This is a genomic window from Microbacterium sorbitolivorans (assembly GCF_003327285.1).
GTDB lineage: Bacteria > Actinomycetota > Actinomycetes > Actinomycetales > Microbacteriaceae > Microbacterium > Microbacterium sorbitolivorans.
Genome location: NZ_KZ848474.1, coordinates 267,014 through 288,829 on the forward strand (window position 1 = coordinate 267,014; position 21,816 = coordinate 288,829).

The following is a 21,816-nucleotide window of genomic DNA, read 5'->3' on the forward strand; positions in this document are numbered from 1 at the left end:
CGACATGAATATGCGCGCAACGTATGCGGCAAGCGCCGCCATCATCGCGGCCCTCGCGTGTGTGCTGTGCGCCGTCGTGGTCTTCGCCCACGCCCCGCTCGTCATCACGATCGCGATGATCGGCAGCGCCCTGCTCGCGATCGTCATCGCGGGCGGCCTCGTCGGCATGGCCGTGAGGGCCGGGGAGAGCTCCTAGCGGGTCGCCCACTCGGCGACGGCGTCGATGAACGCGTCGTTGTGGGCCTCGTCGATGACGGTGTAGCGCACGCCCTCGCCCGCGAACGACCGCGGGGCAAGGCCGGTGCCTGCCAGGTGATCGCGCAGCTCGTCGGCCCTCTCGCCGACCGGGATCCACACGAAGTTCCCGTCCGAGTGCACGATCTCGATGAACGGCTTGCCGTCGATCTCGGCGCGCTCCATGCGGTCGCGGAGCGTGCGCTCGATGCGCTGGCGCTCGGCCTTGATCCACTCGACCCGGTCCTCGATCTGGGCGAGGCCGTCGGGCGAAAAACTGTGCTCCGTCGACGCGATCGCGAGGCGGTCGACGGCCTCCTGCGCGCCGGCGATGGCCTCCACGACCCGCGGATCCGCGATCAGGTACCCGATCCCGAAGCCCGCCAGCGCGACGACGGTCGAGATCGACCGCACGACGACGACGTTCTCGGGCACGCGCATGAGATCGCGCTCGAGGGGCGCGACGAAGGCCGCGCGGGGGCTCGAGGCGAACTCGCTGTGCGCCTCGTCGAGCGCGAGCATGACGTCGCCCGGCACCTCGGCGATGAGCCGCGCGAGCTGGTCGCGCGTCAGCGCCCTGCCCGTGAGCGCGTGGGGGCTCGCGATCAACAGGATCCGCGTGCGCGGCGTGATCGCGGCGAGCAGCGCGTCGACGTCATGGGATCCGTCGGGTGCGGTCGCGACCCGCGTCGCGGATCCCCACCCGAGCCCGCTCACGACGACCTCGTCGCCCGGCCCGCACACCGCGCCCGCGAGGGCACGCAACAGGTCCGCGGGCCCGGATCCGAGAAGCACCCGCTCGGGATCCGTTCCGTGCGCGCGGGCGATCGCGCGGGTCGCCTGCTCGACGCGGGATCCGTGCTCGCCGTTGTGCGCGAGTTCGGCGTCGACCGCCTCCGCGAGCCCCGCGATCGGGGCGAAGTGCGACTCATTCGCCGCGGGGGCTCCGTCTGACTCATGGAGCGAGGAGGTCTGGTCGTGCGCGGCGCGGAACGTGAGGGCCATGGGCCCATTCTGTCCGATCGACCCTAAATACTGCCCGGAACGTTTCGTTTGTCAGTGGTCCGTGGTTGGCTTCTTATCGTGCTCCTCAAACTCCTCGTGCGGTACCTCGCCAGGTACAAGATCCTCCTGGCGGGTGTGCTCGTGTTCCAATTCGCGTCGGCGCTCGCCGCGCTCTACCTGCCGACCCTCAACGCCGACCTCATCGACACCGGCGTGACGACGGGCGATGTGCCGTACATCGTACGCACTGGCCTGTGGATGCTGCTGGTCGCGCTGGGTCAGATCCTCGCCGCGATCATCGCGACGTATTGCGCCGCGCGCGCAGCGATGGGGCTCGGCCGGGACATCCGCCGCGACGTGTACCAGCGCGTGAGCGGGTTCAGCGAGCGCGAGGTGTCGGGCTTCGGCGCCGGCTCGCTCATCACCCGCAACACCAACGACGTGCAGCAGGTGCAGATGCTGGCGATGATGAGCGCGACGATGCTCATCATGGCGCCCATGATGGCCATCGGCGGCATCATCATGGCGCTGCGCCAAGACGTGAGCCTGAGCTGGATCCTGGCGGTCTCGATCCCCGTACTGCTACTCGTGGCGGCGCTCGTGATCAGCCGCATGGTGCCGCTGTTCCGCAGCTTCCAGGGCAAGCTCGACGCCGTGAACCGCGTCATGCGCGAGCAGCTGACCGGCGTCCGCGTCGTGCGCGCCTTCGTGCGCGAGTCGATCGAGGAAGAGCGCTTCCGCCTCGCCAACACCGACATCTACCTCGTGGGCCGCAGGGTCGGCTCGCTCTTCGTGCTGATGTTCCCGCTCGTCATGCTCGTGCTCAACGTCACGATCGTGGGCGTCGTGTGGTTCGGCGGCGTCGAGGTCGACGCCGGCACGACCGAGATCGGCACGCTGTTCGCCTTCATGCAGTACGTCGGTCAGATCCTCGGCGGCGTGATGATGGCGAGCTTCATGGCGATCATGATCCCGCGCGCGGCCGTCTCCGCCGACCGTATCGGCGAGGTGCTCGACAGCGAGTCGTCGCTCGTGCGCCCCGAGAATCCCGTCACCGAGATGGCAGAGCCGGGCGTCGTCGCCTTCGACGACGTGTCGTTCACCTACCCGGGCGCCGAGCAGCCGATCCTCTCGCACGTGACGTTCCGCGCTGACCCCGGCGAGACCGTCGCCGTCATCGGCTCCACCGGATCCGGAAAGACGACCCTCGTCTCGCTGATCCCGCGCCTCTTCGACGCGACCAGCGGATCCGTGAGCGTGCAGGGCGTCGACGTCGCGCGCGCCGACCTCGACGAGCTGTGGAAGGGCATCGGCCTCGTGCCGCAGCGCCCGTTCCTGTTCTCAGGCACGATCGCCTCGAACCTCCGGTTCGGGCGCGAGGAGGCCACAGACGACGAGCTCTGGCACGCGCTCGAGATCGCCCAGGCGGCCGACTTCGTGCGTGAGAGGCCCGAGGGCCTCGACGCGCCGATCGCCCAGGGCGGCACGAACGTCTCGGGCGGCCAGCGCCAGCGCCTCGCGATCGCCCGCGCGATCGTGCGCCAGCCCGACATTCTCGTCTTCGACGACTCGTTCTCGGCGCTCGACCTCACGACCGACGCCCGCCTGCGGCAGGCGCTGTGGCGCGAGCTGCCGCAGGTGACGAAGATCGTCGTCGCGCAACGCGTCTCGACGATCGTCGACGCCGACCGGATCCTCGTGCTCGACGATGGCAAGGTCGCAGGCTACGGCACGCACGAGCAGCTGCTCGAGTCGAGCACCACCTACCAAGAGATCGCGCAATCGCAGATGGGCGCAGACGAAAGCGAGGTCGGGGCATGAGCGACAACACCGCTCTCCACGACGAAGATCAGGCCGCGCAAGACGCCATGATCGCGGCGGGCGCCAACGAGCCCGGAGCTATGGGCGGCAAGGCCAAAGACTTCTGGCCAAGCTTCCGCCGCTTCCTCGGCCTGCTCGCGCCCTACAAGTGGGCCTTCGCGTTCGCGTCGCTGCTCGGCGCCATCGGTGTCGTGCTCGCCGTCGCGGGCCCGAAGATCCTCGGCGAGGCCACCAACATCGTCTTCGAGGGCGTGCTCTCGAAGACCTACGGCGCGCAGTTCGAGGGCATGACGAAGGCCGAGGCCGTCGCCGCGCTCCGCGACGCCGGCCAGGGCGACGTCGCCGACATCATCGCCAAGATGGACAACTTCAACCCCGGCTCGGGCATCGACTTCGAGAGCCTGCGCGTCGTCGTCCTCTGGGCCGTCGCGGTGTACGTTGTCGCCTCGATCCTGCAGTGGCTGCAGGGCTACATCGTCAACGTCATCATGGTCCGCACCATGTGGCGCGTGCGCGAAGACATCGAGCGCAAGATCAACCGCCTGCCCCTGTCGTACTTCGACAAGGTGCAGCGCGGCGAGCTCATTAGCCGCGTCACCAACGACGTCGACAACATGACGCAGACGCTGCAGCAGTCGCTCTCGGGTGCGATCACCTCGATGCTCACCGTCGTCGGCGTCATCGCCATGATGTTCTCGATCTCGTGGCAGCTCGCCCTCGTGGCCCTCATCGCGCTGCCGCTCATCGGCGTCATCATGGGCGTCATCGGCCCGAAGTCGCAGAAGGCCTTCCAGGCGCAGTGGAAGAAGGTCGGCCGCCTCAACTCCCGCGTCGAGGAGTCGTTCTCCGGCCACGCGCTCGTCAAGGTCTACGGCCGCGAGAAGGCCATGAGCGAGGCATTCGAGGGCGAGAACGAAGAGCTCTACGAGGCATCGTTCAAGGCCCAGTTCCTCTCCGGCGTGATGATGCCGTCGATGCAGTTCGTCGGCTACCTCAGCTACGCCGGCATCGCCGTGCTCGGCGGCGTCATGGTCGCGAACGGCCAGATCCGCATCGGCGACGTGCAGGCCTTCGTGCAGTACTCGCAGCAGTTCACCCAGCCCCTCACCGAACTCGGCGGCATGCTACCCGTCGTCCAGTCCGGCACCGCCTCCGCCGAGCGCGTCTTCGCGCTGCTCGACGAAGACGAGGAAGAGCCCGACGCCGTCGACGCGCCGACCGTTCCCGAAGACGGCCGCGGCGTTATCGAGTTCCGCGACGTCAGCTTCTCGTACTCCGACGACCAGCCGCTCATCGACAATGTGTCGTTCCGCGTCGAGCCCGGCCAGACGGTCGCGATCGTCGGCCCCACCGGTGCCGGCAAGACGACCCTCGTGAACCTCCTCATGCGGTTCTACGAGACCAAGGGCGGCGCCATCCTGCTCGACGGCCAGCCCGTCGCCGAGATGAGCCGCGCCGACCTCCGCTCCCGCACCGGAATGGTCCTCCAGGATCCCTGGCTCTTCGCCGGCACCATCCGCGAGAACATCCGCTACGGCAACGCCTCCGCGACCGACGACGAGGTACACGCCGCCGCCGAGGCCACCTACGTCGACCGCTTCGTGCACTCGCTGCCCGACGGCTACGACACCGTGCTCGAGGAAGACGCCGCGAACGTCTCCGCCGGCGAACGCCAGCTCATCACCATCGCGCGCGCATTCGTCCGCCGGCCCCAGGTGCTCATCCTCGACGAGGCCACCAGCTCCGTCGACACCCGCACCGAGCTCCTCCTGCAGAAGGCCATGGCCGCCCTCCGCGAGGGCCGCACCTCCTTCGTCATCGCCCACCGCCTCTCGACGATCCGCGACGCCGACCTGATCCTGGTCATGGAACACGGATCCATCGTCGAGCAGGGCAACCACGAAGAGCTCATCGCCCGCCAGGGCGCCTACTGGCGCCTCTACCAGAGCCAGTTCGAGCACGCCGCCGACGCCGCCGAGGGCGACGACTAACGCGCCACTCCCCCGCGCGGGCGCCCCGTTGGGGCGCCCGCGTTGTGCTTTGTGGGGGCTTGCTGGAGCTTTTGCGGTGGCCCCTGTTGCCGTTGGGTCGTCCCGCTTCGTTGCGTTGCCCCACCTCGTTGCGTTCGCTTCGTTGCGTTCGCTTCGTTGCGTTCGCTTCGTTGCGTTCGCTTCGTTGCGTTCGCTTCGTTGCGTTCGCTTCGTTGCGTTCGCTTCGTTGCGTTCGCTTCGTTGCGTTCGCTTCGCGGGCGCCGACTTGTCGCCGCAGTCCCCTCGAGTCCGCTCCGCGGCCTCTCACCGCCAATCCCGATGCCGGCGGCGCCAAGCCGGCGCCCGCTGCGCTCGGTAGGCGGCCCCACCATCACTGCGGGATGCGTTCGCGTCGTTACGAGGCGCCATAACGACACGATGCCATCCCCCAAGTGGGAGCCACACCCTGCGGGATGCCTTCATGTCGTTATGAACGGCCAGAACGGCACAACGACATCCCTCAGGCGCGCCTGACCCCTGGCGACGCCTTGAAGGATGCGTTCGTGTCGCTATGGGGCGTCAGAACGACACGACGGCATCCCCTGGCGGGAGCGACGCGCCACGCCCCGCCAAAACGACACAACGAGCCTACTTCGTCAGCCCCAGGGCGTCGGCGACGCGTTCTAGGTCACCGAGGGGGTCGTGGCCTACGGGCTGCACGGCGACGTGGTCGGCGCCGGCCTTGAGGTGGGCGCGCAGGCCCGCGGCCGCGATCTCGGCGCTCGGGCCGGCGCACACCTGATCGATGAGGGCGTCGGATCCGCCGCCCTCGAAGTCGGCGTCGCTTGCACCGAAACGCTTCAGCATGCCCACGTAGTTCTCGAGGGCGAAGTAGCTCGCGAGGTAGTCGCGGGCGCGACGCCGCGCGGCCTCGGGGCTCGCGTCGAGCGTGACCTTCAGCTCGGGCGCCAGGAGGGGCGCCTCGCCCAGGATCTCGCGGGCGTGGGCCGTGTGGGCGGGCGTCGTCAGGTAGGGGTGCGCGCCCAGCGACCGCGTAGCCGCGAGCGCGAGCGTCTTGTCGCCGAGCGCCGCGAGCACGCGGGCGTGCGCCGGGACGCCGGCGTCGTCGAGCACGTCGAGGTAGTCGTTCAGGGCCGCGAGCGGACGCACGCGCTGCTGATCGCGTTCGCGGTGCCCGGATCCGATACCCAGCACGAAGCGCCCCGGGTGCTCCTCCTGGATCCGCAGGTACGACTCGGCGACCTCGAGCGCGTCGGCCTTCCAGATGTTCACGATCCCCGTCGCGACGGTGACGTGCTCGGTCTCATTGAGGATGGCGGAGGCGCTTTCCAGGCCAGCGGCGGGGGAACCGCCGATCCAGAGCGTGCGGTAGCCGAGTCGCTCCGCCACGGCCGCGGTGCCGGGTACCCACGCACCCTCGCCAAGCCAGACGCCGAATGCACCAAAGGCTCCGCTGTGACCGTGTTGCTTCTTGCTGACCATGGTCTCCCCTCCTGGTCGCTGAGTAGCCCACCCTACGCACTAGAGGTTTCAATGTGGTGTCTATGACGTAACCGGGCGCAACCCTGGGACGCACCGGACCCCCTGGAAACGTCAGCCGAAGAGCGGCGTGGCCTCGTGCTCGAACGCCGATTCGACGAGTTCGCGCGTCACCTGCGTGTCGCTCGTGAGCTGCCAGCGGGGCGCGGCGTCCTTGTCGATCATCTGCGCGCGGATCCCCTCGACCATGTCGGGCTGCGTCGTCACGTACCACATCATGAGGCGGTACTCCTGCTCGATGACGGCCTTCAGGTCGCCGTTTTCGCGGGCCCGGCGCACCGATTCGAGCGTGATCGCGAGCGCGAGCGGCGGGCGCTGCTCCAGCAGAGCGAGCGCCGCCGCGGGCGTATGCGGCCCGAGATCGGCCTGCTCTGCGAGAGCCGGATCCGCCGCGAGCTCCGCGAGCCGGGCGCGGATCTCCGGCACGGATCCGCGAGAGAAGGCGTCGTCGACCCAGCCGCGTGCCGCGGCGAGGGCCGCCGGATCCGGGGTCTCGTCGAAGAGGAGGATCAGTTCGCCGGGGGTCGACGGATCCGCGCGGGTCTCGAGCGCCTCGCGCACGGCCGCGAGATCCTCGAAGCGCACGAGGTGGTCGGCGAATCCGGCGTAGATTGCATCGGCGGCGTCCATCTCGGCGCTCGTCAGGGCGAGGTACTCGCCGATGCGGCCCGGGGCGTTGGCGAGCAGCAGCGTGCCGCCGACGTCGGGGGTGAATCCGATGCGGGTCTCGGGCATCGCGAGGCGCGAGGTCTCGGTCACGATGCGCACGGGGGCGTGGCACGCGAGGCCCACGCCGCCGCCCATCGTCACGCCGTTCGCGAAGGTCACGACGGGGTGCGGGAAGTCGGCGATCGCGGCGTCGAGCGTGTACTCCGCACGGAAGAATCGGTCGACGGCCTCGATGTCGCCATCGGTGATCTGCTGGTGCAGGCGGCGCAGGTCTCCGCCCGAGCAGAAGCCCCGGTCGTCGGTCGCGTCGAGCAGCAGGGTGTCGATGTCGGTGTCGGTCGCGAGGGCCGCGAGGGCCTCGGCGAATGCCTCGACCATGCCGGTGTCGAGCGCCCCGATGGCGCGGGGGCGGTCGATCGTGATGCGTCCGAGCGCGGTGTGCTTCTTGACGAGGATCCGCTCGTCGGAGACAGTCTGGGTCACGTTCTTCACGGTAGTCGCCCCGCACCGGATCCGCGTTCCCGCAAATAAAACACGCCCCTGCTACGCAAGGATCCAGCCTTATCCGCAAAGATGGGAAGACGTTCTGGTTATAAGGAGGGTGCCGTGAGCGAAGGCAAGGTGATCGAGTTCGTCGGAGTGTCGATGACATTCGGCGATACTCCCGCCGTCGAAGACCTCACCGCGCGCGTCGAGCCCGGGCGCGTGACCGCGTTCCTCGGCCCGAACGGCGCCGGCAAGACGACGACGCTCCGCATGCTCCTCGGCGACCTGCGCGCCACGAACGGCACCGCGACGATCGGCGGCACCGAGTACACGCGCATCGCGAAGCCGGCCTCCTCCATCGGCGCCGTCATGTCGATCGCGCCGCTCGAGCGCGCGCGCCGCAAGACGGCCACCAAGTACCTCACGCGCTCCGCGCGCCGCATCGGCGTCGGATCCTCGCGCGTCCGCGAGGTGCTACAGATCGTCGGCCTCGGCGAGATGGGCGACATGCGCATCGGCAGCCTCTCGCTCGGCATGAAGCACCGCCTCGCCGTCGCCGAGGCGCTCCTCGGCGACCCGGGCGTGCTCGTTTTTGACGAGCCCGCGAACGGGCTGGATCCGGAGGGGATCCGCTGGATCCGCCTGCTCATGCGCGGCTTCGCCGACGAGGGCCGCACCGTGCTCATGTCGTCGCACCTGCTGAGCGAGGTCGAGCAGGTCGCCGACGCGCTACTGATTCTCAACGAGGGCCGGGTGCTCTTCGAGGGCCCCATCGAGCTGCTCGCCGAGGCCGAGGGTGGCATGGTCACCGTCGACGCCGACGACCGCGCCGCGCTCGCGAAGGCGCTCACGAGCGCCGGGCTCTCGTACCGCGTGCTGCGTTCGGGCCTCGCGATCGACGACACGACGACCTCCGAGATCGGATCCCTCGCGAAGACCGCCGGCATCGCGCTGACGACGCTCACGCACCGCGGGCCGACGCTCGAGGACGTCTACCTGCAGATCATCGACGGATCCTGGGTCGCCCCCGCGCGCACCGCCGCTCTCGCGCCGGCGCCGCTGTCGTTCGACGACGTGCTGGTGGGCGAGCCCGCGGATGCCGAGGGTGAGGCCGCTGTTGTTGCGACCGGGGCTGCCGGGGTGGCGGCCGGGGGTGCCGCGGGTGCTGGTGCTGCCGCTGCGGGTACCGCCGCGGGTGCCGGTCTTGCTGCCGCTGGTCTTGCCGGCGCGGCTGCGGCCGGTAGCGACTCGGATGACGACGCCGCGCCCGCCGAGTCGGGCGAGGCGGATCCGGTGGACGAGGATCCGGAGGTCGCTGAAAACAATGCGATCTCGCGGGATTCCGAAGGCGACGACGCCGAGGCGACCGACGAGGATCCGGCGGACGCGAAGGACCCCGAAAAGAGTGAGACCTCGCGGGATGCGGAGGCTGACGACGCCGAGGACACCGAAAAGAGTGAGACCTCGCGGGATGCGGAGGCTGACGACGCCGAGGACACCGAAAAGAGTGAGACCTCGCGGGATGGCGCCGAAGGCGCCGCGGCGGCGGGGTTCCCGGCGGCGAGCTTCGCGCTTGCGGCGGACGACGAGGGCTCCGCGTTCCCCGCGGCGAGCTTCGAGCTGCCCGCGGACGAGGCCGAAGACGACGCCGCGAACTCCGTGTTCCCCGCCGGGACGTTCGACGACACCACCACCGCCCGCACCGCGGCGGTGGCCGCCGGATCCCTGCCCGGGGTCGCCGGGCTCGCGGGGCTCGCGAACGGGCTGCGCTCGGACGACGAGGCGTCGGACGACGACATCCCCGACGGGCTCGTCTCCCCCGGCCTTGCCGCCGCGTTCGCGCGGGCGGGCGAGCTCGAGGCTCAGATGGGCGACATCGAGGCCGACATCGAGACGCAGGAGATCCGCGCCGACAACGTCGACGCGGTCGCCGAGATCGAGGCGATGTTCGAGACCCGCGACGCCGACGGCGCGACCGCGACCGTCATCGAGGTCGACCCGTTCCCGGGCGAGGGTCTGGGCGACGCCGACGGGGGCGACGGAGACTAACTACTCGAGCTCCGACACGTCTCCGGTGTCGACGCCCTCGCGCTGCAGGGCCTTCACCAGGCCGATGCCGTGCTTGGTGGTGACGACGATGCGCTCGAACTCGGGGTCACCCTCGAGGTCGATGACGACGCCGGGGCGCCCGGTGCGCACTGCGGCGAAGTCGGATCCGAAGACCGATCGCCAGGTGCCGTAGGCGAGGCGGCCGGGCACGTGGGATCCGGGGGCGCGCACGCCGCGCAGCCACGTGAACGGGTCGTCGGTCAACTGCACCTTGCGAATATGGGCGCGGTCCACGCGCACGCTCAGCTTGCGGAGCGCGAGGGTGCGCTCGAGCGAGGAGAGCTGAACCTCGAGTTCGTCGGAATCCACCAGCAGCCTGACCATGCCTTCTATCCTGGCACTTCGCGCGGCGGGCCGCTCATTGAATTGGCGGGCTTGTCGTCTCGCGCACGACGAGTGACGTCGCGAGATCGACGTGGTGCGAGACCGGGGCGACGCCGTCGCGCAGCCCGAGCACGGTGCGCACCGCGAGCGCCCCGAGCTCCGGAACCGGCGTGTGCACGGTCGTGAGGAGCCTCGGCGCCGGCAACATCGCGTAGGTGTCGTCGTAGCCGATGACGCTGACGTCCTCGGGGATCCGGAAGCCGTCGCGGGTGAGGCTGCGGATCACGTCGAGAGCCGAGGGGTCGCTCGCCGCGAAGATCGCGGTCGGCGGATCCGCGAGATCGAGCATCGCTCGCGCGGGCGCGCCCGCGCCGATCATGCCGAGCTCCGAGACGAGGGCCGGATCCTCCGCGCTCGTCGCGGGCGACTCCGACCTCGCCTACGTCGCGCTCGAGCTGCGAGACGCCGACGGGGTGCTCGTCGCCGACGCCGACACCGAGGTGACCGTCACGGTGACGGGATCCGCCGAGCTCGCCGGTATGGCGAGCGCCAACCCGAAGACGACCGAGCGCTTCGCCGACACCACGTGGCGCACCTTCGACGGGCGGGCGATCGCGGTGATCCGGCCGACGGACGAGGGCCCCGCGGAGGTCACGGCCCGGTCGAGCGCCGGGGAGGCGACCGTCGCGCTGACGGTCACCGCGACGTAGCGGGCCCCGGGCGCGCGGTCGGTGGAAGACTGGGAGTGATGACTTCGCTCGCACCCGTCCTCGACCGCGCCGCCCGCGGCGAGCGCCTCGACGCCAACGACGCCGAGGCCCTGCTCTCGGCCACCGGAGCCGACTTCGACCGCCTGCTCGAGATCGCCGGATCCCTGCGCGACGAGGGCCTGCGCCTCGCGGGGCGCGAGGGCATCATCACCTACTCGCGCAAGGTGTTCATCCCGCTGACGACGCTGTGCCGCGACCGCTGCCACTACTGCGTTTTCGTCGACACCCCGAACCAGCTTCTCGCGAAGCACAAGCCCGCCTACATGTCGGCGAGCCAGGTGCTCGCGGTCGCGCGGCAGGGTCAGGCGAAGGGGTGCAAGGAGGCGCTGCTGACGCTCGGCGACCGCCCCGAGGACCGCTGGCCCGAGGCGCGCGCCTGGCTCGACGAGCACGGCTACGGTTCGACGCTCGAATACGTCGCCGACATGGCCCGGCTGATCCGCGACGAGACGGGGCTCCTCCCCCACATCAACCCCGGCGTCATGCACCCCGACGAGCTCGCGATGCTGCGCGCCACGGCGCCGTCGATGGGCATCATGCTCGAGACGACGTCGCGGGCGCTCTTCGAGAACCGGGGCGAGGTGCACTACGGATCCCCGGACAAGGATCCCGCCCTGCGCCTCACCGTCATCGACAACGCGGGCGCCGCGCGGATCCCGTTCACGACCGGCATCCTCGTCGGCATCGGCGAGACGCTGCGCGACCGCGCCGAGTCGATGGTGGCGCTGCGCGAATCGCACGAGCGGCACGGGCACATCCAAGAGGTGATCGTGCAGAACTTCCGCGCGAAGCCCCGCACGGCGATGCAGAACGCGCCCGACGCGCAGCTCATGGAGTACACCGCGGCCGTCGCCGTGACGCGGATCGTGATGGGGCCGCGGATGCGGATCCAGGTGCCGCCGAACCTTCAGGACATCGTCGAGCTGTCGCTGCTCGCCCGGGCCGGGGCGGATGACTGGGGCGGGGTGTCGCCGCTGACGGCCGACCACGTCAACCCCGAGCGGCCGTGGCCGCACCTCGACGACCTCGCCGCGCGCACCGCCGAGCTCGGCTTCACCCTGCGCGAGCGCCTGACGGCGCACCCCGAGTACCTGCGCGACGAGTGGCTCGCGCCCGAGATGCGCGAGGCGACGCGCGCCCTCGCCGACCCGGCGACGGGCCTCGCCATCGAGGGGGCGCTGCCGGTGAGCCACGCTTCGGGGTCTGCTTCGGGTGCGCGCCACGCTCCGGGTGGGCGCGCCACTTCGCTTGGGTCGCCAAAAAATGTCGCCTTCGGGGCACCCGAGGCGACATTTTTTGGCGACCCTGCGGAGGCGGAGGACGCGCCTGTGCTGTTCGCGCCGGGCGGGCTCGTGGCCGCGCTCGTCGAGCGGGCGGCGGAGGATCCCGGATCCCTCGACGACGGCGAGTGGGTGCGCCTTCTCACCGCCACGGGCGACGAGCTCGACGCCGTCGTGCAGGCCGCCGACGATGTTCGCCGCTACACCGTCGGCGAGGCCGTGTCGCTCGTCGCGAACCGCAACATCGCGTCGACGCTCTACGGATCCGCGGACGACGGCGGATACGACCTCGCGCAGCTCGCCGACATGGCGCGCGATGCGGCGGACCTCGGCCTGACCGAGATCTGCGTGCAGGGCGTCGTGCCCGGCCCCGCCGAGGGCTACCTCGAGATCGCGCGCGCCATCAAGGCCGCGGCCCCCGGGATCCACCTGCACGCCTACCGCCCGCAGGACGTGCGCGACTTCGCCGACCGCAGCGGGCTCTCGCTCGAAGCTGCGCTGTCGGCCCTGCGCGAGGCGGGCGTCGACACCGTCCCCGGCACGGGGGTGAAGGTGCTCTCCGAGCGGGTGCGCCGCGAGGTCGCGCCGGGCGACCTCGCGATCTCCGATTGGATCCGCGGGATCACCGCCGCGCACCGCGCCGGCTTCACCTCGACCTCGGTGATGTTCTACGGCCACGTCGAGACGGCGGAGGAACGGATCGCGCACCTGCGCGAGCTGATCCGGATCCAGAACGAGACGGGCGGCTTCACGGAGTTCGTGCCGATCCCGATGCCGGGCTGGGGCCGCCCGCTCGTCGAGGGCCGCGCCGACATCGACGAGCACCGCGCGATGGTCGCGGTGTCGCGCCTCATGCTGTCGGGCACGATCGCGCACATCCAGCTGCCGTGGACGCGCCTCGGGCTGCCCGCGACCGCGATCCTGCTGAATGCCGGCGGAGACGACCTCGGCGGCACGCTGCTCGACGGACGCGTGGGCCCGCGAAGCGGCGTCGAGGCCGGCGCCACGCTCACCTTCGACGACGCCCGCGCGCTCGTGCGGCCCCTGTTCCGCCCGCTGCGCGAGCGCACCACCAGCTACGGCGAGGTGTCGTGACCGTACGCGTCGATGCCCTCATCATCGGGGCGGGCTTCGCCGGTATTGCCCAGGGGCTCACCCTGCGCGATGCCGGGGTGAGGTCGTTCTTCATCGCGGAGCGCGCCGAGTCGGTCGGCGGCACGTGGCGCGACAACTCCTACCCCGGCATCGCCTGCGACGTGCCCTCACACCTCTACGGCCTCGAGACCCACCCGTGGCCCGGGTGGTCGCGGGTCTTCGCGCCGGGTGCCGAGATCCGCGAGTACCTCGAGCGCGTCGTGGTCACGGAGGGGCTCGACCGCCACCTGTTGCTCGGATCCACCATGACCTCGGCCCGGTGGGACGGCTCGACCTGGCACGTCACCCTCACCACCCCCTTCCCCGTCACCCCCGTACATAACGACGCAAATTCTCGGCCAAAAGTGTCAGAAACCGGTACCCGCGGGGGTCGGGGCCAAAAACTTGCGTCGTTGTGTACGCGGGAGGTTGTAGCCGACAGCCTGATCCTGGCCGCCGGCCGCCTGACTGAGCCCAAAATCCCCCAGATTCCGGGCCTCCACACCTTCCCGGGCCCCATGTTCCACTCCGCCCGGTGGCGCCACGACCTCGATCTGGCAGACAAGAGGGTCGCGGTGGTCGGCACGGGCGCCACGGCGATCCAACTCGCGCCCGCCCTCGCCCGCCTCGGCGCCCGCGTCACCCTCTTCCAGCGCACCCCCGCGTGGATCGTTCCGCGCGGCGACCGCGCCGTCGACGGATCCGAGATGCGCGCCTACGAGGACGACCCGGCCCTGCTCGCCCGGCACCGCGACGAGCTCTACGCCGAGGGCGAGGCGCGCTTCGCGTCGCGGTCCGGGGATCCGGACGCGGCCGCAGCCGCCGAGCGCATCGCGCGAGATCACCTCGCGGCGCAGGTCGCGGATCCGCTGCTGCGCGAGCAGCTCACCCCCGGATACGCGTTCGGCTGCAAGCGCGTGCTGTTGAGCGACGATTTCTACCCGGCGATCGCCGACGGATCCATCGCTCTCGAACCGTCCGCGCTCGCGGCGGTGCGCGGATCCCGCCTCGTCGCCGCCAGCGGCGCGAGCTACGACGCCGACGTCGTCGTGCTCGCGACCGGCTTCGAGACCACCCGCCAGCCGTACGCGGCGCTCGTCATGGGCGAGTTCGAGACGCTCGACGAACACTGGGCGCGCGGCATGACGGCGGTCGCGTCGACGCTCGTGTCGGGGTTCCCGAACCTGTACGTGCTCAACGGGCCGAACGCGTCGCTGGGGCACAACTCGTCGATCCTCATCTCGGAGGCGCAGGCGCGGTTCGCCGCCGGCCTCATCGCGCGCGGCGATCGGGTGTCGGTGACGGCCGAGGCCGAGCGCGAATCGACGGCCGATATCGCCCGTCGCGCCGCCCGCACGCCCTGGCTCACCGGCGGATGCCAGAATTGGTATGTGGACGAACGCAGCGGCGCACTCGCCCTCTTATGGCCCGGCACTGTCGCCGAATTCCGGCAAAGACTAGAAGGAACACTCCCATGACTATTCGCTTCGGATACAAGGCCTCGAGCGAGCAGTTCGGCCCGAGCGAGCTGCTCGACTACGCCGTCGGGGCGGAGGAGAACGGCTTCGACTCGGTGTTCCTCAGCGATCACCTGCAGCCCTGGATGCACGAGGGCGGGCACGCGCCGGCGGCGATCCCGTGGCTCGGTGCGGCGGGGCAGGCGACGTCGCGCGTGCTGCTCGGCACCTCGGTTCTCACGCCAACCTTCCGCTACCACCCGGGCGTGATCGCGCAGGAGTTCGCGACCCTCGGATCCATGAACCCCGGGCGCATCATCCTCGGCGTCGGCACGGGCGAGGCGCTCAACGAGGTCACGCTGGGGCAGACGTGGCCGGATCCGCCGGAGCGGTTCCAGCGGATGAAGGAGGCGATCCTGTTGATCCGCGGGCTGTGGCGCGGCGAACGGGTGAGCTATGACGGAACGTTCTATCAGGTGAACAACGCGACGATCTACGATCGCCCGGAGCAGGAGGTGCCGATCTACATCGGCGCGTCCGGGCCCGCGGCGACGCGGCTCGCCGGCCGCATGGCCGACGGCTGGATCACGACGAGCGGCAAGGATCCGTCGCTGTACACCGAGACGCTCATCCCCGCGTTCGAGGATGGGCTCGCGAAGGGCGGCCAGACGGGCGTCGACCGCATGCTCGAGGTGAAGGTGTCGTTCCGTCCGGACCGCGCCAAGGCCCTCGAGAACACGCGTTTTTGGGCGCCGCTCGCGCTGAGCCCCGAGGAGAAAACGGGCGTTCACGATCCGGTCGAGATGCAGCGCCTCGCCGAGCAGCTGCCGATCGAGCGCGCCGCCAGCCGCTTCATCGTCTCGGACGACCCCGACGAGCACGTCGCGCAGATTCAGCGCTACCTCGACCTCGGCTTCACGCACCTCGTGTTCCACGATCCGGGTCACGATCAGGCCGACTTCCTCGACATCTACGGACGTGATGTCTTGCCAAAGCTCCGGGCCGCGGTAGCCTAGGGCCTGCCCTGTCCTCCCCTGAAGGGATCCCATGCTCTGGAGCGTCATCATTCCCGTGAAGACCACCCAGGCCGCGAAAACGCGCCTGGAACTTCCCGGGACCGACCGCCCCCAGCTCGCCCTCGCGATCGCGCTCGACACGATTGCGGCCGCCGCGAGCGCCGAAACCGTCGGCGAAGTGCTCGTCGTGACGAGCGACGCCGACGTGCAGGCCGGCGTCGACCAGATCGACGGGGCCGCGTGGATCTCGGATCCCGGCATGGGCCTCAACGGCGCCGCCCGGGCGGGCCTCGAGCGCGCCACGCACGACGCGCGCGTCGCGATGCTCGGCGACCTGCCCGCGCTACGCCCGACCGACCTCGACCGGGCGCTGCTCTCGGCGTCGGCCGAGGAGCGCTCGTTCGTTCCCGACGCCGAGGAGACCGGCACGATCTTCGTCGCGTGGCGCACCCCCGCGACGTTCGAGCCGCACTTCGGATCCGGATCCGCCGACAAGCACGCCGAGGCCGGCCACGTGCGCCTGCCCGTGCCCGCGACGAGCACGCTGCGGCGCGACGTCGACACCGTCGAGCACCTCGACGCGGCGTACGAGCTCGGCGTCGGCCCGCGCACCGCAGCCCTGCTGAACGCCGCCCGCGCCCGCTCGGTGGCGTAGGCGCTGGGGGCGTGTCCCAGTTTGGGTGGGAATAGCGCCCTCATTCCGACACAAAGTGGGACATACCCCGGAGCGTGTCCCACTTAATGTGGGAATAGCGCCCTCATTCCCGCCACAACTGGGACATGCTTAGGAGCGTGTCCCACTTAGTGTGGGAATAACGACCGAAAGTGGGACATGCCTCGGAGTGGCTACCTTTACACCGTCACGGCGACGCCCTTCGGGGCCGCCGTCGCGGTGTTCACGCCGGCCGACGCGCTGGTCGCGCTCGGCACGGCCGAGGATCCGCTCTGGGTGGTCGACGCGGTCGCGCGCGAGATCCGCGGATCCCTCGCGCCGGCCGACGGCGACGTCGCGGGTCTCGGATCCCAGCTCGGCGAATACTTCGACGGATCCCGCACAGCGTTCGACGTCGAGATCGACTGGGCGCTGACCGACGGATTCGCGCGCGACGCCCTGCAGTGCGTCACCGAAATCCCCTACGGCGAGACCGCGAGCTACGGCGAGGTGGCTGAGATGGCGGGGCGCCCGCGCGCGCACCGCGCCGTAGGCACGGCCTGCCGCTTCACGCCGCTGACGCTCGTGGTGCCGGTGCACCGGGTGATCCGGGCCGACGGATCCGCGGGAGAGTTCTCCGGCCGCGAGGACGTGAAGCGCTTCCTCCTCGAGCTCGAGGGCGCGACGTTTAAGTAGCGCCCCGAATGGGTCGCCAAAAAATGCCGTCTGAACGCACGCGCAGGCGACGTTTTGTGGCGACCCTCACCCAACACATGGGTCGCCAAAAAACGTCGCCTCAAGCCACGCCGAGGCGACGATTTATGGCGACCCAACCGGGAGGGTTAGGCCCGGGCCGCCGCCGCGGCCGCCGCGGGGAGGGCCGCGGCGATGCGTGCCAGCGCCTCCTCGTCGTGCGCCATCGTGACGAACCACGCCTCGTAGATGCTCGGCGGCAGGTTCACACCGCTGTCGAGCATCGAGTGGAAGAACGGCGTGAAGCGGTGCGCGTCCTGCGTCTTCGCCTCGTCGTAGTCGCCCGGCTTGTCGGACATGAAGGCGAGGCCGAAGAGGGATCCGACGCGCGAGATCGAGTGCGCGACGCCCTCGGCGTCGAGCGCGGCCGTGAGGTCGGCGATCACGCGATCGGCGGCGCGGTCGAGCTGCTCGTAGACGGCGGGCGTCGCGAGTTCGAGCGTCTTGATGCCGGCCGCGACCGACAGCGGGTTACCCGAGAGCGTGCCCGCCTGGTAGACGGGGCCGACGGGAGCGAGGTACTCCATGACCTCGCGTCGACCGCCGAGCGCCGCGAGCGGCATGCCGCCGCCGACGACCTTGCCGAACGTGATGATGTCGGGCGTGTAGGCGTGGCCCGCCTCGACCTGGCGCCCCCACTCGCCCGCGGGGTGCACGCGGAAACCGGTGAGCACCTCGTCGACGATCAGAAGGGATCCGCTCGCGTGCGCGATCTCGGCGAGCGCCGCGTTGAAGCCCGCGGGCGGCTCGATGACGCCCATGTTGGCGGGCGCCGCCTCGACGATGATCGCGGCGATGTTGTCGCCGTGCGCCGCGAAGACCTCGCGCACCGCGTCGAGGTCGCCGTAGGGAACCACGAGCGTCGACGCCGCGACCGACGCCGGGACGCCGGCGGTACCGGGCAGGGCGAGGGTCGCAACCCCGGATCCGGCGGCCGCGAGCAGCCCGTCGGAGTGCCCGTGGTAGTTGCCGTCGAACTTCACGAGCAGGTCGCGGCTCGTGAATCCGCGGGCGAGGCGGATCGCGGTCATCGTCGCCTCCGTGCCCGTCGACACGAGGCGCACCTCGTCGACGGGCGCGAGGCCGCCGGCCTGCACGCGCTCGACGATCATCTCGGCGAGGCGGATCTCGCCCTCGGTCGGGGCGCCGAACGACAGCCCGCGCGCGGCGGCCTGCTGCACCGCCTCGACGACCTCGGGGTGCGCGTGGCCGAGCAGCGCCGGGCCCCACGTGGCGACGAGGTCGACGTATTCGCGGCCCGCGGCGTCGGTCACGTACGCGCCCCTCGCGGAGGCGAGGAAGCGCGGGGTGCCGCCGACGGATCCGTAGGCCCGAACGGGCGAGTTCACGCCGCCCGGGATGACCTTCTGGGCGCGATCGTTGAGGGAGTCGTTGCGATCCATGCGTCTATTGTCTCGCGCCGAGCGTCACGTCCGCCGAACGCACAAGCTTTACCCGAACGGATACGAAATAACGTAGGCGTTCGGGCAAATCTTGTGCGCTCGCGGGGCGGGGCAGCACTCACCGCACCCGCAGGTTGCGGGCCACCACCAGCAGGCACGCCGCGCAGACCGCAGCGATGATGATCAGGCTCGACAGGTAACTCAGTACCGGCAGGAGCGCGGCGACCAGCGTCGGAAGGAGGAATCCGACGTACGTCAGCGAGTAGTACACGCCCGTGATACCGGCGAGGTCGCTCGGCGTCGCGAGGCTCTGCGCGACCACGAGGCCCGACACCATGCACACGCCGTACGACGCCCCGAGCACCGCGGCGACGAGGAACGCGAGCGCCGGATCACCGATCTCGGCCGAGACGGCGGCGAGGATCATACCGGCCGTCATCCCCGACAGCCCCACGATGAGGGCGCGGCCGCGGGTGATGCGGTTGATCCACGGCACGAGCGTCTGGAACACCGCGCCGACGCCGAGGGTCACGACCGTCAGCGCCGTGGCGTAGAGCGTCGCGTGCGCGCCGAGCCGGTGCTCGACGACGCTCGGCATGATCGCGTAGGCGACGCCGGCGGCCGCGAACACCCACGGAGCCGCCGGGAGAACGATGCGCAGGAAGGGACGCTGCGCCGCCGATGGCACCCGCAGGTCCTTCCACCAGGGGCCCGCGGCGCGGCGGGCCGGATCCAGTGATTCGGGCGCGCGCAGGAGCGCCGCCGCCGCGACCACGCAGAGCGCCAGGTGCACGAAATACGGAAGCTCTGCGGGGAGCGGGCCCCACTGCGCGAGCACGCCCGTGACGCCGGCGCCGAGGCCGAAGCCCAGCGTCAGGGTCATCGACGAGCGCCGCGCGCCCGCCGTGGGCGAGGGCGCGCCGGACGAGAGCTCCTTGATCCAGCTGGATCCCACCGACATCGCGACACCCACGCCGAGGCCCGCGAAGATGCGGCCGATGCAGAGCAGCGTGAGGGATCCGAACCCCGCGGCGAGCAGGCCGCTCGCGATCGCGGAGACCGCGAGGCCGATCCAGGTGGCGGACCGGCGGCCGTGCTGGTCCGAGAACGCCGACGCGACGAGCAGGCCTGGGACGAGCCCGAACACGTACATGCCGAGCAGCAGGTTGGCCTGCCACGGGGCGTATCCGCCGAGCGATTCGTACAGGTGCAGCAGCGGCGTGAAGTGGTTGCCGCCCCACGCGAGTACGAACACCGTCGGCACGGGCAGCAGCCACGCGCGCCGGTTCATCGCGCGCCCCGGATCCCGGACCCCGCGCACATGCCCGCATCGACCCCACCCCGCGAGATCTCACTCTTCTCGCGAGATCGCACCGAATTCAGTGCGACCTCGCGAAATGAATGCGACCTCGCGGGGGAGGGCTCGCGAAAAGAGTGCGATCTCGCGGGGAGAGTAACCCCGGTCATTCCGCCACCTCGTAGCCCGCGTGGCCGGCGCCGATGTGCTGCGCCATGAGGTCGCGGAACAGCTCGGCGTCGCCGTCGCGCAGCGCGCCCGCGAGCGCGACGTGCTCGGCGTGGAGCCGCCCGAGGTCGACCGCGTTCACGACGGCGAGGTGGGTCAGCCGGTAGAGCCGCGGCGCGAGCGAGCGCGAGATCTCGGCGACGACGCGGTTGTCGTCATGCCCGATGATCTCGAGGTGGAAGACATAGTCGAGCAGGGCAAAGCGCTCCGGATCCGCGAGCGCGGCGACCTGCCCCCGCAGGTTCTCGTCGAGGAGGGTGGCGAGGCGCTCGCGCGCCGCCGGATCCGCGGCGATCGACGCCGCCGCGCTCGCCTCGAGCATCGATCGCACCGCGAGCAGCTCGCGGCGCTCGCGCGCCGACGGGTTCGTCACGACGGCGCCCTTCTTGGGCGCGAGGCGCACGAGCCCCCAGCGCTCGAGCTTGAGCATCGCCTCGCGCGCGGGCGTGCGGCTCGCCTCGAACTCGGCGGCGACCTCAACCTCGGTCAGGACCTCCCCCGGCTCGATCTCACCCTCGGCGATGCGGCGGGCGAGGGATCCGGCGACGCGATCAGCGATCGTCGTCGCGCCGATGTTGCTCCAGGGAAGTTCGATCACGCCTCAAGTATACATTGATGCATGCATTACAAGGTACGCGGCGCGAACCGCGGGAGGCGGACCCCCTACAGCCCCTCGCGGATCCAGCCGGCGGCCTCCGTCGCCCAGTACGTCAGCACGGCGTCGGCGCCCGCGCGGTTGAACGCGGTGAGCGAGTCGAGGATGGTGGCGCGGCGGTCGATCCAGCCGCGCTCTGCGGCGGCCTCGACCATCGAGTACTCGCCCGAGACCTGGTACGCCCAGACAGGCACGTCGACCGCGGAGCGCACCTCGGCGAGCACGTCGAGGTAGGGCAGGCCCGGCTTCACCATGACGATGTCGGCGCCCTCTTCGACGTCGAGCAGCGCCTCGCGCACGCCCTCGCGGGCGTTGGGCGGATCCATCTGGTACGTGCGGCGGTCGCCCTTCAGCTGCGAGTCGACGGCCTCGCGGAAGGGGCCGTAGAACGCGCCGGCGTACTTCGCCGAGTACGCCATGATGATCGTGTCGGTGAAGCCCTCGGCATCCAATCCCGAGCGAATCGCGGCGACCTGGCCGTCCATCATGCCCGAGAGCCCGAGCAGCTGGGATCCGGCGCGCGCCTGCGCGATGCCCATCGACACGTAGCGCTCGAGCGTCGCGTCGTTGTCGACGGCGCCGTCCTCGCGCAGCACGCCGCAGTGGCCGTGGTCGGTGAACTCGTCGAGGCAGAGGTCGGTCTGCACGACGAGGGCGTCGCCGACCTCGCGCTGGAGCGCCTCGGTGGCGACGTTGAGGATCCCCTCGGGGTCGTCGGCCCCGCTGCCCACGGCATCGCGCACCGCGGGCACGCCGAACAGCATCACGCCGCCGACGCCCGCCTCGGCCGCCTCCACCGCGACGCGGCGCAGCGAGTCGAGCGTGTGCTGGCTCTGGCCGGGCATCGACGAGATCGGCTGCGGATCCTGGATCCCCTCACGCACGAACAGCGGCAGGACCAGCTGCGACGGCACGATGTGGTTCTCGGCCATGAGGCGGCGAACCGGCGCCGACTGGCGCAGGCGGCGGGGGCGATGCGTGGGGAACACCATG

The 21,816-nt window shown here is 70.6% G+C and carries 19 protein-coding genes; 10 read left to right on the forward strand and 9 right to left on the reverse strand.

Going from position 1 to position 21,816, the window contains the following annotated elements:
• Positions 1-4: 4 nt before the first annotated feature.
• Positions 5-196, forward strand: a complete 192-nt coding sequence (locus tag DTO57_RS06935) for a hypothetical protein (protein ID WP_114117497.1) — start codon at positions 5-7, stop codon at positions 194-196.
• On the opposite strand, the gene DTO57_RS06940 is transcribed toward DTO57_RS06935, so the two are convergent.
• Positions 193-1,239, reverse strand: coding sequence for an aminotransferase class I/II-fold pyridoxal phosphate-dependent enzyme (locus DTO57_RS06940; RefSeq protein WP_114117498.1), 1,047 nt, complete (start codon positions 1,237-1,239; stop codon positions 193-195). The genes DTO57_RS06935 and DTO57_RS06940 overlap by 4 nt on opposite strands.
• A 78-nt stretch (positions 1,240-1,317) precedes the next feature.
• Between DTO57_RS06940 and DTO57_RS06945 the strand changes: the two genes are divergently transcribed.
• Together DTO57_RS06945 and DTO57_RS06950 are read left to right on the forward strand one after the other, a co-directional pair.
• A complete protein-coding gene (locus DTO57_RS06945; protein ID WP_114117499.1) occupies positions 1,318-3,060 on the forward strand; it encodes an ABC transporter ATP-binding protein in 1,743 nt (580 codons plus the stop codon).
• Positions 3,057-5,051 carry an ABC transporter ATP-binding protein gene (locus tag DTO57_RS06950; RefSeq protein WP_114117500.1) on the forward strand — a complete coding sequence of 665 codons (1,995 nt, stop codon included), beginning with the start codon at positions 3,057-3,059 and terminating at the stop codon, positions 5,049-5,051. The genes DTO57_RS06945 and DTO57_RS06950 overlap by 4 nt, the downstream gene beginning before the upstream one ends.
• A 627-nt stretch (positions 5,052-5,678) precedes the next feature.
• Here DTO57_RS06950 and DTO57_RS06955 read toward each other — a convergent pair.
• Together DTO57_RS06955 and DTO57_RS06960 are read right to left on the reverse strand one after the other, a co-directional pair.
• Positions 5,679-6,533 (reverse strand): TIGR03620 family F420-dependent LLM class oxidoreductase, encoded by an 855-nt coding sequence (locus DTO57_RS06955; protein WP_114117501.1) that lies wholly within the window; start codon positions 6,531-6,533, stop codon positions 5,679-5,681.
• A 111-nt stretch (positions 6,534-6,644) separates the two neighbouring features.
• Entirely contained in the window at positions 6,645-7,742 is a 1,098-nt protein-coding gene (locus DTO57_RS06960) for an enoyl-CoA hydratase/isomerase family protein (protein WP_114117857.1), read from the reverse strand.
• A gap of 123 nt (positions 7,743-7,865) precedes the next feature.
• Here DTO57_RS06960 and DTO57_RS14685 point away from each other — a divergent pair, with 123 nt between their 5' ends.
• On the forward strand, positions 7,866-9,794 hold the full coding sequence (locus DTO57_RS14685; RefSeq protein ID WP_229730459.1) for an ATP-binding cassette domain-containing protein: 1,929 nt from the start codon (positions 7,866-7,868) through the stop codon (positions 9,792-9,794).
• Here the strand turns inward: DTO57_RS14685 and DTO57_RS06970 are convergent, their stop codons facing one another.
• The gene (locus tag DTO57_RS06970; RefSeq protein ID WP_114117502.1) at positions 9,795-10,178 is read right to left on the reverse strand and encodes a hypothetical protein; all 384 of its coding nucleotides are present in this window, start codon (positions 10,176-10,178) and stop codon (positions 9,795-9,797) included.
• Between the two features lie 34 nt (positions 10,179-10,212).
• Positions 10,213-10,557 carry a substrate-binding domain-containing protein gene (locus tag DTO57_RS06975; protein ID WP_114117503.1) on the reverse strand — a complete coding sequence of 115 codons (345 nt, stop codon included), beginning with the start codon at positions 10,555-10,557 and terminating at the stop codon, positions 10,213-10,215.
• Here DTO57_RS06975 and DTO57_RS06980 point away from each other — a divergent pair.
• The 6 genes from DTO57_RS06980 to DTO57_RS07005 all read left to right on the forward strand — a co-directional run bounded on the left by DTO57_RS06980 (position 10,556) and on the right by DTO57_RS07005 (position 17,183).
• Positions 10,556-10,888 carry a hypothetical protein gene (locus DTO57_RS06980; RefSeq protein ID WP_114117504.1) on the forward strand — a complete coding sequence of 111 codons (333 nt, stop codon included), beginning with the start codon at positions 10,556-10,558 and terminating at the stop codon, positions 10,886-10,888. The genes DTO57_RS06975 and DTO57_RS06980 overlap by 2 nt on opposite strands.
• A gap of 38 nt (positions 10,889-10,926) precedes the next feature.
• Positions 10,927-13,323, forward strand: a complete 2,397-nt coding sequence (gene cofG / locus DTO57_RS06985; protein ID WP_114117505.1) for a 7,8-didemethyl-8-hydroxy-5-deazariboflavin synthase CofG — start codon at positions 10,927-10,929, stop codon at positions 13,321-13,323.
• Positions 13,320-14,840, forward strand: a complete 1,521-nt coding sequence (locus DTO57_RS06990) for a flavin-containing monooxygenase (RefSeq protein WP_114117506.1) — start codon at positions 13,320-13,322, stop codon at positions 14,838-14,840. The genes cofG and DTO57_RS06990 overlap by 4 nt, the downstream gene beginning before the upstream one ends.
• Positions 14,837-15,835, forward strand: a complete 999-nt coding sequence (gene fgd, locus DTO57_RS06995; RefSeq protein ID WP_114117507.1) for a glucose-6-phosphate dehydrogenase (coenzyme-F420) — start codon at positions 14,837-14,839, stop codon at positions 15,833-15,835. Before DTO57_RS06990 ends, fgd begins: the two co-directional genes overlap by 4 nt.
• Positions 15,836-15,866: 31 nt before the next feature.
• Positions 15,867-16,490: a 2-phospho-L-lactate guanylyltransferase gene (gene cofC / locus DTO57_RS07000; protein ID WP_114117508.1), complete on the forward strand. Its 624-nt coding sequence runs from the start codon at positions 15,867-15,869 to the stop codon at positions 16,488-16,490.
• A 177-nt stretch (positions 16,491-16,667) separates the two neighbouring features.
• On the forward strand, positions 16,668-17,183 hold the full coding sequence (locus tag DTO57_RS07005) for a methylated-DNA--[protein]-cysteine S-methyltransferase (RefSeq protein WP_114117509.1): 516 nt from the start codon (positions 16,668-16,670) through the stop codon (positions 17,181-17,183).
• A 146-nt stretch (positions 17,184-17,329) separates the two neighbouring features.
• Here DTO57_RS07005 and hemL read toward each other — a convergent pair whose 3' ends face one another.
• From hemL to hemB, 4 genes are all read right to left on the reverse strand, one after another.
• A complete protein-coding gene (hemL, locus tag DTO57_RS07010) occupies positions 17,330-18,643 on the reverse strand; it encodes a glutamate-1-semialdehyde 2,1-aminomutase (RefSeq protein WP_114117510.1) in 1,314 nt (437 codons plus the stop codon).
• Positions 18,644-18,761: 118 nt separating this feature from the next.
• Positions 18,762-19,934 (reverse strand): MFS transporter, encoded by a 1,173-nt coding sequence (locus tag DTO57_RS07015; RefSeq protein ID WP_114117511.1) that lies wholly within the window; start codon positions 19,932-19,934, stop codon positions 18,762-18,764.
• A gap of 172 nt (positions 19,935-20,106) precedes the next feature.
• Positions 20,107-20,766 (reverse strand): GntR family transcriptional regulator, encoded by a 660-nt coding sequence (locus DTO57_RS07020; RefSeq protein ID WP_114117512.1) that lies wholly within the window; start codon positions 20,764-20,766, stop codon positions 20,107-20,109.
• A gap of 65 nt (positions 20,767-20,831) precedes the next feature.
• Positions 20,832-21,815 carry a porphobilinogen synthase gene (hemB, locus tag DTO57_RS07025; RefSeq protein WP_114117513.1) on the reverse strand — a complete coding sequence of 328 codons (984 nt, stop codon included), beginning with the start codon at positions 21,813-21,815 and terminating at the stop codon, positions 20,832-20,834.
• Position 21,816: the final 1 nt, after the last annotated feature.